Raw genomic sequence first — 14,497 nt, 5'->3', positions numbered from 1 at the left:
CACTGGTGGGGCCAGACCGTAGCGCCAACTGGCGCCAAGTAGAAGAGGAGTTGAGCGAATTTCTCGCGGAATGCTTTCGACTCTTCACGCGTCTTGACGCCGCCGCGCCGCGTCTGCACAGTGGGAGCGCTCCCACTGGTTCAGAGATTTGTGCGCAATCGTTTCTGCCCTTACCCGTCTCCCCGAGCCGCGAGGAGAACCACCGGCATGTCGGCACATCCCCCACCCGGACTTCACGGACGAAGCAGGCTGCTGATCGCGTCTGCCGCGGCCTTCTCCCTCTGCCTTCCCCTGGGCCTCACGGCCGTCGGCGCCGGCAGTGCCGCGGCCGCGGCGGTGCAGTGCAGCGTCGACTACAAGACCAACGACTGGGGTTCGGGCTTCACCGCCGAGCTCACTCTCACCAACCGGTCCGCCACCGCGCTCGACGGTTGGACCCTGACCTACGACTACAAGGGCAACCAGCAGCTCACCAACGGCTGGAACGGCACCTGGTCCCAGTCCGGCAAGACGGTCAGCGTCACGGCCTCGGACTGGAACAAGACCGTCGCCGCCGGCGCGGCCGTCACCGCCGGCGCCCAGTTCGGCTACAGCGGGACCAACGCCGCCCCGACCTCCTTCGCCGTCAACGGCACCTTGTGCACCGGGGCCCACCAGCCCCCGGTCGCCGTCCTGACCAGCCCCACCGCGGGCGCCGTCTACACGGCGGGCACCCCCGTCCCGCTCGCCGCCACCGCCGCGGCCGCCGACGGCGCCACCATCGGGAAGGTCGAGTTCTACAGCGGCACCACCCTCCTCGGCACGGACACCACCGCGCCCTTCACCTTCGCCGCCGCCGGTCTCGCCGCCGGTTCCCACTCCCTCTACGCCAAGGCCTACGACAGCCTCGGCGCCTCCGCCGAGTCGGCCCCCGTCGGCATCACCGTCGCCGCCGGCCCGGCGCTCGTCGCCACCCCCGCACAGCTCTCCGTACGCCGCGGGGAGACGGGCACCTTCGACCTGAAGCTCTCCAAGCAGCCGGCCGCAAACGTCACGGTGAGCGTGGCCCGCGCCTCGGGCAACACCGACCTCGCCGCAACGCCTTCCGAGCTCACCTTCACCCCGGCGAACTGGAACACCGCGCAGAAGGTGACGGTCACCGCCGGGACCACCGGGAGCGGCTCCGCCGTCTTCACCGCGACCGCCCCCGGCCACGCCAAAGCCGAGGTGACGGTCGCCCAGCTGGCCGCCGACTCCACGTACGATGCCCGCTTCCTCGACCTCCACGGGAAGATCACCAACCCGGCCAACGGCTACTTCTCGCCCGAGGGCATCCCGTACCACTCCGTCGAGACGCTGATCGTGGAGGCCCCGGACCACGGGCACGAGGCGACCTCGGAGGCGTACAGCTATCTGATCTGGCTCCAGGCGATGTACGGGAAGATCACCGGGGACTGGACCAAGTTCAACGGCGCGTGGGAGACCATGGAGAAGTTCATGATCCCCACCCATGCCGACCAGCCGACGACCGGCTCGTACAACGCCTCCAAGCCCGCCACCTACGCCCCCGAGCACGACCTTCCCTCGCAGTACCCGGCCAAGCTCGACGGGGGAGTCGCCGCCGGCGCGGACCCGATCGCCGGCGAGCTGAAGAGCGCGTACGGCACCGACGACATCTACGGCATGCACTGGCTCCAGGACGTCGACAACGTGTACGGCTACGGCAACGAGCCCGGAAAGTGCTCCGCCGGACCCACCGCGACCGGACCGTCGTACATCAACACCTTCCAGCGCGGGCCCCAGGAATCGGTCTGGGAGACCGTTCCGCACCCCACCTGCGACAACTTCACCTACGGCGGCAAGAACGGCTACCTCGACCTCTTCACCGGGGACGCCTCCTACGCCAAGCAGTGGAAGTTCACCGATGCCCCGGACGCGGACGCTCGTGCCATCCAGGCCGCGTACTGGGCCGACATCTGGGCCAAGGAACAGGGCAAGGGGACCCAGGTCACCGCGACCGTCTCCAAGGCGGCCAAGATGGGCGACTACCTGCGGTACTCCCTGTTCGACAAGTACTTCAAGAAGGCCGGGAACTGCGTCGGCCCGACCGTCTGCCCCGCCGGCACCGGCAAGGACAGCGCGCACTACCTGATGTCCTGGTACTACGCCTGGGGCGGCGCCACCGACACTTCGGCCGGCTGGTCCTGGCGGATCGGCTCCAGCCACGCCCACGGCGGCTACCAGAACCCGCTCGCCGCCTACGCACTCAGCGAATACGCGCCGCTGAAGCCCAAGTCCTCGACCGGGGCGGCGGACTGGGCGACCAGCCTCGACCGGCAGCTGGAGTTCTACCGCTGGCTCCAGTCCGACGAGGGCGCCATCGCGGGCGGCGCCACCAACAGCTGGCAGGGGCGGTACGCGCAGCCCCCCGCCGGGACCCCGTCCTTCCACGGCCTCTTCTACGACGAGAAGCCGGTCTACCACGACCCGGCGTCCAACCAGTGGTTCGGCTTCCAGGCCTGGTCCATGGAACGGGTCGCCGAGTACTACCGGCAGACGGGCGACGCGGCCGCCAAGACCGTGCTCGACAAGTGGGTCGCCTGGGCCCTGTCGAAGACCACGATCAACCCCGACGGCACCTACCGCATCCCCTCCACCCTCCAGTGGTCCGGCGCCCCCGACACCTGGAACGCCTCGAGTCCCGGCGCCAACGCGGGCCTGCACGTGACCGTCGCCGACTACACCGACGACGTGGGCGTGGCCGCCTCCTACGCCAAGACGCTGACCTACTACGCGGCCAAGTCCGGGCACGCCGAGGCCAAGCGGGTCGCGAAGGCGCTCCTCGACGGCATGTGGGCCCACCACCAGGACCCGCTGGGCATCGCCGTCCAGGAGACCCGGACCGACTACAACCGCTTCAACGAGCCGGTGTACGTGCCCAGCACGTGGACCGGGAAGATGCCGAACGGCGACGCGGTGAACTCCTCGTCCACCTTCGCCTCGATCCGCAGCTTCTACAAGAACGACCCGGCCTGGCCGAAGATCGAGGCCTACCTCGCGGGCGGCGCCGCGCCCGTCTTCACGTACCACCGGTTCTGGGCCCAGGCGGACATCGCCCTGGCCATGGGCTCGTACGCGGAGCTGCTCGAATAACAGCCCGCCCCGCCCCGCAGACGGCTGCGCGTACGACGAGGCCGGGCAGCCCGCGAGGACCTGCCCGGCCTCCACGCATTCTCTCCCTGGCGCCATGCGCCTGCTACGGGCCGTGTCCCGTCGGCCACCGTGCCGTGCGCGGCGGCGTGGCCAGGTCTGCGGGAGCACTCCCCCCATCACCTGGCCCGGGGGTCCGCCCGCTTCACAGCCCCTGCGCCAGCCGGTAGTACGCCTGGTTCCAGCGGAGATCGCGCCGGAACTGCTTCGGGGTCGTGGTGTCGTCGATGAGGGCGAGTTCCAGACGGAGCATTTCCGCCAGGTCGTCGAGGTGGTCGGAGGTGAGGGCGGTGCTGAGGACGGTGTGGTGCGGTCCTCCGGCCGTCAGCCAGGACTCGGTGGAGGTTCGCAGGTCGGGGTGGGGCCGCCAGACGGCGCGGGCAACGGGCAGGGCGGGCAGCGGGCAGGGGGGTGCCACCACGTCGATGTCGTTGGCGATCAGGCGGAAGCGGTCGCCGAGGTCGGCGAGGCCGGCCACCACGGCCGGGCCGGGGGCGGCGTCGAACACCAGGCGCACCGGGTCTTCCCGCCCGCCGATGCCGAGGGGGTGGATCTCGCAGCTGGGCCGGGCTGCCGCGATGGTGGGGCAGACTTCCAGCATGTGCGCGCCGAGGATGAGCTCGTTGCCGGGTGTCAGGTCGTAGGTGTAGTCCTCCATGAAGGAAGTGCCGCCCGGAAGGCCGGTGGCGGCCACCTTGAGGGCGCGCAGCAGGACTGCGGTCTTCCAGTCGCCCTCTCCTCCGAAGCCGTGCCCCTGGGCCATGAGCCGCTGGACGGCGAGGCCGGGTAGCTGGCGCAGTCCGCCTAGGTCCTCGAAGTTGGTGGTGAAGGCCCCGAAGCCGCCCGTTTCCAGGAAGGTTCGCAGGCCGGCTTCGATGCGGGCCGCGTACCGCAGCGCGTCGTGCCGTTCGCCTCCCGGTCGCAGTTCCGGCGCCAGCTGGTACAGGTCTTCGTACTCCTTGACGAGGGAAGCCACCTCGGTCTCGTCCGCGCCGTCGACGACCTCCACCAGGTCGTTGACGCCGTAGGTGTTGACGGAGACGCCGAAGCGCAGCTGGGCTTCGACCTTGTCGCCCTCGGTGACGGCCACGTCGCGCATGTTGTCGCCGAAGCGGGCGACCTTGAGGGTGGCCAGTTCGGATCGTGCGGCGGCCGCCCGCGCCCAGATCGCGACGCGCGCGATCGTGACCGGATCGGTGACGTGGCCGGCCACGGTCTTGCGGGGTACGCCGAGTCGGGCCTGGATGTGCCCGAACTCGCGGTCCCCGTGAGCGGCTTGGTTGAGGTTCATGAAGTCCATGTCGATGGTGTCCCAGGGCAGGGCTACGTTCGACTGGGTGTGGAGGTGCAGCAACGGCTTGCGCAGCGCGTCCAGTCCGGCGATCCACATCTTGGCCGGCGAGAAGGTGTGCATCCAGGCGATGAGCCCGATGCACCGGTCGTCGGCGTTCGCCTCGAGGCACACCCGGCGGATGGCGTCGGCGCCGGTCAGTACCGGCTTCCACGCCACGTGCGCGGGAATGCCGGACGCGTCGGCCAGGGCGGCGGCGATCTGCCGCGACTGTTCGGCGACCTGCTTCAGCGTCTCCTCCCCGTACAGGCCTTGGCTGCCGGTGAGGAACCAGATTTCCTGGGCGGGGGACGTTCGGCTGGACACATGGACTCCTGAAGGGTGACGTCCCGCAACGGTGGTGAGGCGCGGCGGGAGAGTGGGGGAAGCGGGAACGAACAGCGGGGCGGGGTCAGCCCGCGGTGCGGGCCGTGTCGCGGATGCTCCTCAGGCGGTGCAGCAGGCCGCCGGCGGCGAAGTGGTCGTGCAGGAGCCGGTACTCGGCGAAGAGTGCGTCGTAGGCGTCGGCCCGGGAGGCGTCGGGTGTGTAGACGGCGGGCCGTCGGCGGCCCATGGCGGCGGTGGCCGTTCGTACGTCGCTGTGCGCGCCGGCGGCCACGGCGGCGTGGATGGCCGACCCGAGGGCGGGGCCCTGATCGGACGCGGCCAGGGAGACGGGGCGGCGCAGCACGTCGGAGTAGATCTGCATCAGCAGTTCGTTCTTGGCCAGTCCGCCGGCGACGATGAACTCGCGGACCGGTACGCCGCCTGCCTCCAGGGCCTCCACGATGACGCGGGTGCCGAACGCGGTGGCTTCGAGCAGCGCGCGGTAGACGTCCTCGGGGCGGGTTGCGAGGGTGAGACCCACGATGACCCCGGACAGGTGGTGGTCGACGAGGACCGAACGGTTGCCGTTCAGCCAGTCGAGGGCGACCAGTCCGTGTCCGCCGACCGGCTGTCGGGCGGCTTTCCGGGTCAGCAGGGTGTGCAGGTCCTCGCCGCGGTCGGCGGCCTCGGCGAGGTAGTCCGACGGGACGCCCTGCTCCAGTACCCAGGCGAAGATGTCGCCGACCGCGCTCTGGCCGGCCTCGTAGCCGTAGGTTCCCTCGACGATCCCACCGCCCACGACACCGCAGATGCCGGGGACGTCGGCGAGGACGGGGGCGTTCACGACGTGGCAGGTGGAGGTCCCCATGATGGCGAGCAGTTGACCGTCCTCGACGGCCTGGGCCGCCGCTGCGGTGACATGGGCGTCGACGTTGCCCGCGGCCACGGCGATGCCGGGACGCAGTCCTGTCCAGCCTGCTGCCTCGGTACTGAGCGAGCCCACGCGTGAGCCCAGCGCGGCGAGGGGGAATTCCAGGCGGGTACGGGCGAAGTCGGCGAACCGGGGGTTCAGCGCGGCCAGGTACTCCTCGCCCGGGTAGGCGCCGTCCTGGTGGATTCCCTTGTATCCCGCGGTGCAGGCGTTGCGGGACTCGGTTCCGGTCAGCTGCCACACGATCCAGTCGGCGGCCTCGATCCACCGCGCGCAGGCTTCGTAGACGAGCGGATCCTCCTCCAGGACCTGGAGGGCCTTGGCGAACTGCCACTCGGCGGAGATCCGGCCGCCGTAGCGGGTGATCCATTTCTCCCCGCGGGCATGGGCGAGTTCGTTGATGCGGTCGGCATGCGACTGGGCCGCGTGGTGCTTCCACAGTTTGGGCCACGCGTGAGGCCGTTCGGCGAGCTCCGTCTCTGAGAGGGGAGTCCCGTCGGCCAGCGTGGGCAGGACGGTGCACGCGGTGAAGTCGGTGGCGATGCCGATCACCGCGGCCGGTTCGATCCCGGCCGCCGCCACGGCCTCCGGGACGGCACGACGCAGTACGTCCCGCCAGTCCTCGGGGTGTTGCAGGGCCCAGTCCGGTGGCAGCGGCGCACCGCCGTGCGGCAGCTGCCGGTCGATGACGCCGTGCCGGTACGGGTGGACCGCCGCGGCCAGCTCCTGACCGTCGCGAACCCGCACCACCACGGCGCGGCCCGACAGCGTGCCGAAGTCGACGCCGACCGTGTACTGCTCCGCTTCCTCGGAAGTCGGGGTGGGCGCGAGGGGATGGGGTGACGTCAACGCAGTGCCTTTCGAAGGAGCCGTAGGGCGGCAGACGGCCCGGCGGACACAGTGGCCGCCCGCGATCCGGGCGGTCGGGCGGGCGGTCCTCCGTAGTGTGAGCGCTAACAATGTCGATAGGCAAGAGGTGGACGTGGTGCGTATGTGAGCCCCCTCGGCGCAACGGCCTCCGGATCCACCGGAGGGCCGTCTCGTGGTCGCGCTCGGCGCGATAACGGACAGGTAACGCGCGCAAGGGGGTTGAGAACGCGGCTTGTTAGCGCTCACAATGCGACAGCGCCCAGGGGGTTCCCCTTCGGCCCCTATCGGGTCAAGCCCGGCCTCCCGCCGTGCGGCGCCTCTTCCGTACACCCTGAAAGGACAGTCGACATGGCTCGCAGAGCAGCTCTCGTCCTCGCCGCCGCCCTCCTCGCCTCTTCGGCGCTGACCGCATGCTCGACCGAGGGGCCCTCCGCCGGCTCCTCCTCCGGTTCCACCTCTGGAGCCAAGAAGGGCTCCGGCGGGACGATCACGCTCGGCTTCGCCCAGGTCGGCGCCGAGAGCGGTTGGCGCACCGCCAACACCAAGTCCGTCCAGGAGGCGGCGAAGAAGGCCGGGATCACCCTCAAGTTCTCCGACGCGCAGCAGAAGCAGGAGAACCAGATCAAGGCGATCCGCAACTTCATCCAGCAGAAGGTCGACGTCATCGCCTTCTCGCCGGTCGTGGAGTCCGGCTGGGACACGGTGCTGAAGGAAGCCAAGGACGCGGGCATCCCGGTCATCCTCACCGACCGCGCCGTGGACACCAAGGACACCTCCCTCTACAAGACCTTCCTGGGCTCGGACTTCGTCAAGGAAGGCAAGTCCGCGGGCGAGTGGCTGACCAGCGCGTACGCGAACGAGCAGGGCCCGGTCAACATCGTCGAGCTCCAGGGCACCACCGGCTCCGCGCCCGCCAACGACCGCAAGGCCGGCTTCGCCGATGTCATCCGCGCCGACGGCAAGTTCAAGATCGTGGCATCGCAGACGGGCGACTTCACCCGCGCCAAGGGCAAGGAAGTCATGCAGGCATTCCTCAAGTCGCAGAAGGACATCGACGTGCTCTACGCCCACAACGACGACATGGCCCTCGGCGCCATCCAGGCCATCGAGGAGTCCGGCAAGAAGCCCGGGACGGACATCAAGGTGATCTCGGTGGACGGAATCAAGGACGCCTTCGTCGCGATGACCGAGGGCAAGATCAACGTCGTGGTGGAGTGCAACCCCCTGCTCGGTGACCAGCTGATGGAGCTGACCAAGAAGGTCGCGGCAGGGGAGAGCGTACCGACTCGTGTCGAGACCGAGGAGGGTGTCTTCCCGCAGGACAAGGCCGCGGCCGCGCTGCCGTCCCGGAACTACTGAAACAGCACGTTCCGGTGCGGGAGGAGGGCCGGCCCCGGCGCCTCCTTCACCGTCCGGAGCCGCTCCACCCCCCACCCATGAGAGGAGGGCGGATGGCATCCCCGTCCACCCTGCGGTCCACGGACGCCGGCGGCCCGCGGCCGCGGCCGGTCCTGGAAGCCCAGGGCATCCGCAAGCAGTTCCCGGGCGTGCTCGCCCTCGACGGAGTCGCCCTGCGGCTCTTCCCCGGTGAGGTGCACGCCCTGATGGGCGAGAACGGCGCCGGGAAGTCCACCTTGATCAAGGTGCTCACCGGTGTCCACCCCGCCGACGGCGGAACCCTCCTCGTCGACGGCCGGCCCCACGCGTTCGCAGACCCCCTCCAGGCGCAGCAGGCCGGAATCAGCACCGTCTACCAGGAGGTCAACCTCTGCCCGAACATCTCGGTCGCCGAGAACATCCTCATCGGGCGCGAACCGCGCCGGTTCGGTCTCATCCACTGGTCCGCGATGCGGCAGCGGGCGGCAGAGCTGTTGACGGAACTGGACCTCGACCTGGACGTCAACAGTCTGCTCGGTTCGCACTCCCTGGCGGTGCAGCAACTGGTCGCCATCGTCCGGGCGGTGGACGTCTCGGCGAAGGTGCTCGTGCTGGACGAACCCACCTCCAGCCTGGACCGCGAGGAGGTCGCCCAGCTCTTCACCCTGGTGCGGCGCCTGCGGGACCGCGGTGTGGCCATCCTGTTCGTGACGCACTTCCTCGACCAGGTATTCGATCTGTGCGATCGCGTCACCATCCTGCGCAACGGCCGCCTGGAAGGCGAGTACCCCATCGGCGAGCTCACTCCGGTGACGCTGGTACAGCGCATGATCGGCGGAGAACTGGCCACCCTCGACCAGCTGTCCGACCGTGCCCACGGGGAAGCGGCAGAACGGGCGACCCCCGAGCCGTTCCTGCGGGCACGCCAACTGACCCGCACGGGCTCGATCGAACCGTACGACCTCGACATCCATGCCGGCGAGGTCATCGGACTGGCCGGCCTCCTGGGCTCGGGCCGTACCGAAGCCGCGCGCCTTCTGTTCGGCGCGGACGCCGCGGACGCCGGAGAGATCAGCATCGAGGGCAGGAAGGTCCTCCTGCGCACTCCCCGCCATGCCATCGCCCGGGGCATCGCCTTCTGCTCCGAGAACCGCAAGTCCGAGGGACTGGTGGGCGAGCTCACGGTCCGCGAGAACGTCATCCTCGCCCTGCAGGCCGCCCGCGGCTGGAGCAGGCCGCTGGCCCGAGCGAAACAGGACGAGCTGGCACGGCACTGGATCGAAGCCCTGGACATCCGTCCCGCCGACCCCGAAGCGCAGGTACGCCACCTCAGCGGAGGCAACCAGCAGAAGGTCCTCCTCGCGCGGTGGCTGCTGACCGCGCCCCGGCTGCTGATCCTCGACGAACCCACCCGGGGCATAGACATCGGGGCCAAGGCGGAGATCCAGAAACTCGTCGCACGCCTGGCGGGCGAAGGCACCGCCGTGCTGTTCATCTCGGCGGAACTCGAAGAGGTCCTGCGCCTGAGCCACCACATCGCCGTGCTCCGGGACCACCGCATGGTGGCCACCCTCACGAACGACGACAGCGTCACGCCCGAACGCATCCTCACGACCATCGCCACCGGAGCGGCCTCATGACCTCCCAGCCTGCCAAGTCCCGGGCGGTCGGCAGAGTCGGGAGACGACTGGCCGGCCACCGCCTGCTGTGGCCCACGCTCATCCTGTTCGCCCTGCTCTTCGGCAACCTCGCGTTCCACCACGACTTCTTCTCCGTCCGCGTACGCGACGGCCACCTCTACGGCAGCCTCATCGACATCCTCCAGTTCGGCGCCCCCCTCATCCTGGTGGCGCTCGGCATGACCCTCGTCATCGCCACCCGCGGCATCGACCTCTCGGTGGGTTCCACCGTCGCCATCGCCGCTGCCCTCGCCTGTGGGCACATCTCCTCCGCCGCACATCCCGGCAGCGCCGCCACCATGCTCACGGCCGTCGCTCTCGCACTCGGCGTCGCCCTCGTGCTGGGCCTCGCCAACGGCTTCCTGGTGTCCGGGCTGGGGGTGCAGCCCATTGTGGCCACCTTGATCCTCATGGTCGCGGGCCGCGGCATCGCCCAGCTGATCACCGGCGGCCAGATCATCACGGTGACCAGCGCCCCCTACAAGATGATCGGCGGCGGCTACTGGCTGACCTTCCCGTTCGCCGTCCTCCTGGCAGCCGCCCTCGTCGCGCTCACCGCCTTCATCACCCGTCGCAGCGCACTCGGCATGCTGATCGAGTCCGTGGGCGGCAACCCCGCCGCCAGCCGCCTGGTCGGCATCCGCGCCGGCGGTCTGCTCGTCCTGGTCTACGTCTTCAGCGCGCTGTGCGCCGCCATGGCCGGGCTCATGATCAGTTCCAACGTCTCCAGCGCCGACGGCAACAACGCCGGCCTGTGGATCGAACTCGACGCGATCCTCGCCGTCGTCGTCGGCGGCACCGCCCTGACCGGAGGACGCTTCTCCCTCGGCGGCACCGTCCTTGGAGCCCTGACCATCCAGACCCTGTCCACCACCGTCTACACCCTCGGCGTCCCACCGGAGACCACTCTCGTCTTCAAGGCCTTCGTGGTCATCGTCGTCTGCCTCGTGCAGTCCCCGGTCTTCCGGGCCAAGGTCCTGCGCCGTCGCAGGACGACCACTCCCCGATCCCACACCACGGCGGGCGCCGCCCCGCAGCAGCAGGAGGTACGCGCATGAGTACCGGCATCGCGAGCGCCGCCGCGCAACTCACCCGCCCCTTCGCGACCGTGTCCCCGCGCACCCGCACCCGTATCCCACTGATCGTCACGGCCGTCCTGCTGGCCGTCATGTTCAGCGTCGGATCGGTGCGCTACGAGGGCTTCCTCTCCGCGCAAGTCGTGCTGAACCTGCTGATCGACAACGGATTCCTTCTGGTCGTCGCGGTCGGGGCGACCTTCGTCATCCTCACCGGCGGCATCGATCTGTCCGTCGGCTCCATGGTGGCCCTGTCGACGATGCTCACCGCCTGGCTGGTCGAATCGCACGGCTGGCCGCTGGCCACCGTCATTCCACTGGTCCTGCTGGTCGGCGCCGCGAGCGGGGCGCTCATGGGCTGGATCATCCACACCTTCGAGATCCAGCCGTTCATCGTCACCCTGGCCGGCATGTTCCTCGCCCGCGGGCTCTGCTACACGATCAGCACCGAATCCATCACGATCAGCGACCCCGCCACGGCGGGAATCGCGCAGACCCGACTGTACGGCCCGGGGGGACTGTTCGTCTCGATCCCGGTGGTCATCGCCCTGTCCGTGCTGGTGATCGCCTTCGTCGTACTGCACCACACGCGCTTCGGCCGCAACGTGTACGCGCTGGGCGGCAACGAGTCCTCCGCACGCCTGATGGGTCTTCCGGTGGGCTCCACCAAGATCGCCGTCTACGCCGTCAGCGGCCTGTGCTCCGCACTCGGCGGCCTGCTGCTGACCTTCTACATGCTCTCCGGATACGCCCTCCACGCGATGGGCATGGAACTCGACGCGATCGCCGCCACCGTGATCGGCGGCACGCTGCTGACCGGCGGTTCCGGCTTCGTCCTGGGCAGCGCCCTCGGCGTGCTCGTCCTTGGCATGATCCAGACGGTCGTCAACTTCCAGGGAACGCTCAGCTCCTGGTGGACCCGGATCGTCATCGGCGCCCTGCTGCTCGTGTTCATCGTGCTGCAACGTCTGATGAGCGGCCGCCGCCCCGCCGCCGACTGACTCCCCGCTGCTCTGCCATCAGCCCCTGCCCCAGCGTTCGAGTGCCGCGATCACACCTTGCTTCCCCGGCATGCCCTCCGATGGACCGACTTCCAGGGACCACCGTCATGGAACAGCTACACGAATCTGCCGCCCGGGCCGCTGAGCCCAGGCAGACTGCCGCCGGACCGAGGACGGGCCGTCCCCTGCGCCTGGCCGATGAGGGAACGGGGGAGAGGTGGCGGTTCGGCTTCCCCGGCCGGGCCCGCGCGGAGGTCCACACGCGCGGCGCCCGCCTCCATTCCCTGATCCTGCCGGACCGCTGGGGCCGCACTGCCGATGTGGTGCTCGGCGCCCGCGGCCCCGACGCCTGCGAGGGCTCCGCACGCTACTTCGGTGCGACGGTGGGCCGTTACGCCAACCGCATCGCGGGCGGCCGGCTCGTCGTCGACGGCGTCACGCACCGGCTCGCCACCCAGGAGACCGGGCACACGCTGCACGGCGGTCCCGACGGGTTCGACCAGCGCGTGTGGCGGTGCGAACCCTTCCACTCCGCGCACCGCACCGGCGTGCGCCTGTTCCTGCACAGCCCGGACGGCGATCAGGGGTTCCCCGGTGCCCTGAACGTCCGCGTCACCTACACCCTGGACCGCGACGACAACCTGGCCCTGTCGTACCAGGCGGTCGCCGACGCGCCGACGATCGTCAACCTCACCAACCACGCCTACTGGAACCTCGAAGGAGAGGGGCGGGGCAACGTCCTGGCCCACCATCTCCAGGTTGCGGCCCCCCTCTACACCCCCGTCGACGCCGAGCTGATCCCCGACGGCCCCCACCGCCCGGTCAGCGACACCCCGTTCGACCTTCGCCGGACCCGGCGGCTCTCCGACGTCCTGACCCATACGGATGCGCAACTGGCCCTCGCCGGCGGCGGTTTCGACCACAACTGGGTCCTCGACGGCGCCCGGCGAGCCCGTCCTCGGAAGGCCGCCGTGTTGTACGCCCCCGCATCCGGCCGCCGCATGGACGTGCTCACCACGGAACCGGGCATCCAGGTCTACACGGCCCAAGGTCTGACCGGTGACATCACGGGCAAGGGAGGCAGGCCGTACCACGCTTACGCGGGGGTCGCGCTGGAAACGCAGCACTTCCCGGACTCCCCGAACCGCCCCGAGTACCCGACGGTGCTCCTGCGCACGGGTGAGCTGTACCGGTCCACCACGATCCACAGCTTCACCACGGTCACTGCCTGAGAGGGGCGGCGTCGGCCGTATCCGCGGTCGGTACGGTCGTCGCCTGCTCATCAAGAGCCGCGAAGATCTCCTCCGCCGGCCCCTTCGCCCTTCCCGGAGCACGCGGGCCCCGGACCGGCCGACGCCGTCGGTGGCTCGCCGGTCGCACGTTTGCCCGGGTCGCCGCACTGCGGGGCGCTCTCCCTCGGCGTAAGCCTCTGGATGTCGGCGCCTCGGTGATGCCCGCGCCTCGGCCGCGCGCCCGCTTGTCTGCGCGGAGAGACGTCGCAGGGGCACCAGACGGCGGCTTCAGCCCCTGCGGCAGGGTCTCGGTCCGAAGTGCCAGGACCTCTGGGGCCGGTTCCCCCTGGGAAGGGGGCGGTCCCCGGGCGGGTGGGGGTCATTGCCCCGAAGGAGGGCTCCTGCGGGCCGTACTGGCGCGCACGATGAGCTCGGGCGCCACCACCAGGTGCGTCACCTCGTCAGTCCGGCCTTCGATGTGGTCCAGGAGCAGCCCGATGCTGTCGCGGCCGATCGAGGCGAAGTCCTGACGGATCGTCGTCAGCGGGGGCGGGAAGAACTCCGCCTCGGGGATGTCGTCGAAGCCGGCGACCGCCACGTCCTCCGGCGTGCGCAAGCCCGCTTCCCGCAAGGCCCGCAGGACACCGAGGGCCATCTGGTCGTTGGCGACGAACACCGCGGTGAGGCCCGCTCCCCGCCCTTGCGACGCCCGGACCCGCCCCGCGAGCTGCTGGCCGGCCTGGTATCCCGACAGCGGACTCCAGTCACCGCGCAGCAGGGGTGGCACCTCGGCCCCGGCCTCTCGTAGCGCGTCCTCCCACCCCTGCGTGCGGGCCTCGCTCTCGAGCCAGTCGGGAGGGCCTGCGACATGCCACACGGTGGTGTGGCCCGACGCGAGAAGATGTTCCGTGATCATGCGGGCGCCGAGGTTCTGGTCCAGCGACACCCCTGGCAGGTCCAGGGTGTGGCCGCCTTCCACGGTAACGACCGGGCACGGTGCTTCCAATGCCGCCAGGGCCTTCACCGCGTCGCGTTGCGGAGTGACGGCGACGATCCCCTCCACGCCCCACCCGGCCAGGTGCTGCATGGCTTCGGCGAGGGCCGTCTGCGTGGCGGTCCGAAGCGTGACGGCGGACGTCAGGTAGCCGCGGTCCCGAGCCGCCTCTTGGACCCCCGCCACGGTGCTGGCAGGCCCGTGCAGGGTGGTGTTCACCGCGATGACGCCCAGCGTGTGGGTCCGGCGAGTGGCCAGAGCCCGGGCTGCCGAGTTACGGCGGTACCCCAGCTGCTCGATGACCTGGGTCACCGCGGCCCGGGTCTTGGCGCTGACGTTCGGGTGGTCGCTGAGCACCCGTGAAACGGTCTGATGGGACACGCCGGCGACGCGCGCGACGTCCGTCATCGTGGGCGCTCGGGAGACGTCTGGGAGCTGGGTCAACTCTCTTCCTTTCCTCATCGAGCGGCCTTCCCTCAAGGTACCGAACC

9 protein-coding genes are annotated in these 14,497 nt (G+C 70.0%); 6 read left to right on the top strand and 3 right to left on the bottom strand.

Annotation, left to right across the window (positions count from 1 at the left end):
• The first annotated feature begins 207 nt into the window (after positions 1–207).
• Complete coding sequence (locus IF09_RS0111740; RefSeq protein WP_051832345.1) at positions 208–3,132, top strand: glycoside hydrolase family 48 protein; 2,925 nt, start codon at positions 208–210, stop codon at positions 3,130–3,132.
• Between the two features lie 202 nt (positions 3,133–3,334).
• Here the strand turns inward: IF09_RS0111740 and araA are convergent, their stop codons facing one another.
• Positions 3,335–4,846 carry an L-arabinose isomerase gene (araA, locus tag IF09_RS0111735; RefSeq protein WP_030294667.1) on the bottom strand — a complete coding sequence of 504 codons (1,512 nt, stop codon included), beginning with the start codon at positions 4,844–4,846 and terminating at the stop codon, positions 3,335–3,337.
• 85 nt (positions 4,847–4,931) lie between these two features.
• A complete protein-coding gene (araB, locus tag IF09_RS0111730; RefSeq protein ID WP_030294665.1) occupies positions 4,932–6,626 on the bottom strand; it encodes a ribulokinase in 1,695 nt (564 codons plus the stop codon).
• A 369-nt stretch (positions 6,627–6,995) separates the two neighbouring features.
• On the opposite strand from araB, the gene IF09_RS0111725 reads away from it, so the two are divergent.
• The 5 genes from IF09_RS0111725 to IF09_RS0111705 all read left to right on the top strand — a co-directional run bounded on the left by IF09_RS0111725 (position 6,996) and on the right by IF09_RS0111705 (position 13,012).
• Complete coding sequence (locus tag IF09_RS0111725) at positions 6,996–8,006, top strand: ABC transporter substrate-binding protein (protein ID WP_030294663.1); 1,011 nt, start codon at positions 6,996–6,998, stop codon at positions 8,004–8,006.
• A gap of 92 nt (positions 8,007–8,098) precedes the next feature.
• Entirely contained in the window at positions 8,099–9,664 is a 1,566-nt protein-coding gene (locus IF09_RS0111720; protein WP_030294661.1) for a sugar ABC transporter ATP-binding protein, read from the top strand.
• Complete coding sequence (locus IF09_RS0111715) at positions 9,661–10,761, top strand: ABC transporter permease (protein ID WP_030294659.1); 1,101 nt, start codon at positions 9,661–9,663, stop codon at positions 10,759–10,761. The genes IF09_RS0111720 and IF09_RS0111715 overlap by 4 nt, the downstream gene beginning before the upstream one ends.
• Entirely contained in the window at positions 10,758–11,780 is a 1,023-nt protein-coding gene (gene yjfF, locus IF09_RS0111710; protein ID WP_030294656.1) for a galactofuranose ABC transporter, permease protein YjfF, read from the top strand. Before IF09_RS0111715 ends, yjfF begins: the two co-directional genes overlap by 4 nt.
• 107 nt (positions 11,781–11,887) lie before the next feature.
• Positions 11,888–13,012, top strand: coding sequence for an aldose epimerase family protein (locus IF09_RS0111705; protein WP_078613195.1), 1,125 nt, complete (start codon positions 11,888–11,890; stop codon positions 13,010–13,012).
• A gap of 379 nt (positions 13,013–13,391) precedes the next feature.
• Here IF09_RS0111705 and IF09_RS0111700 read toward each other — a convergent pair whose 3' ends face one another.
• Positions 13,392–14,468, bottom strand: a complete 1,077-nt coding sequence (locus tag IF09_RS0111700; RefSeq protein WP_418953038.1) for a LacI family DNA-binding transcriptional regulator — start codon at positions 14,466–14,468, stop codon at positions 13,392–13,394.
• Positions 14,469–14,497 lie beyond the last annotated feature (29 nt).

Source organism: Streptomyces katrae (assembly GCF_000717655.1).
GTDB lineage: Bacteria > Actinomycetota > Actinomycetes > Streptomycetales > Streptomycetaceae > Streptomyces > Streptomyces katrae_B.
The sequence above is the reverse complement of the archived record's forward strand: the minus strand, read 5'-3'. Positions and strand labels throughout refer to the sequence as shown.

What these genes read in the sequence shown, in the direction of transcription:
- IF09_RS0111740 (WP_051832345.1), top strand. Translation starts at nt 208, where the DNA reads ATGTCGGCACATCCCCCACCCGGACTTCACGGACGAAGCAGGCTGCTG.
- IF09_RS0111725 (WP_030294663.1), top strand. Translation starts at nt 6,996, where the DNA reads ATGGCTCGCAGAGCAGCTCTCGTCCTCGCCGCCGCCCTCCTCGCCTCT.
- IF09_RS0111720 (WP_030294661.1), top strand. Translation starts at nt 8,099, where the DNA reads ATGGCATCCCCGTCCACCCTGCGGTCCACGGACGCCGGCGGCCCGCGG.
- IF09_RS0111715 (WP_030294659.1), top strand. Translation starts at nt 9,661, where the DNA reads ATGACCTCCCAGCCTGCCAAGTCCCGGGCGGTCGGCAGAGTCGGGAGA.
- yjfF (WP_030294656.1), top strand. Translation starts at nt 10,758, where the DNA reads ATGAGTACCGGCATCGCGAGCGCCGCCGCGCAACTCACCCGCCCCTTC.
- IF09_RS0111705 (WP_078613195.1), top strand. Translation starts at nt 11,888, where the DNA reads ATGGAACAGCTACACGAATCTGCCGCCCGGGCCGCTGAGCCCAGGCAG.
- IF09_RS0111700 (WP_418953038.1), bottom strand. Translation starts at nt 14,468, where the DNA reads ATGAGGAAAGGAAGAGAGTTGACCCAGCTCCCAGACGTCTCCCGAGCG.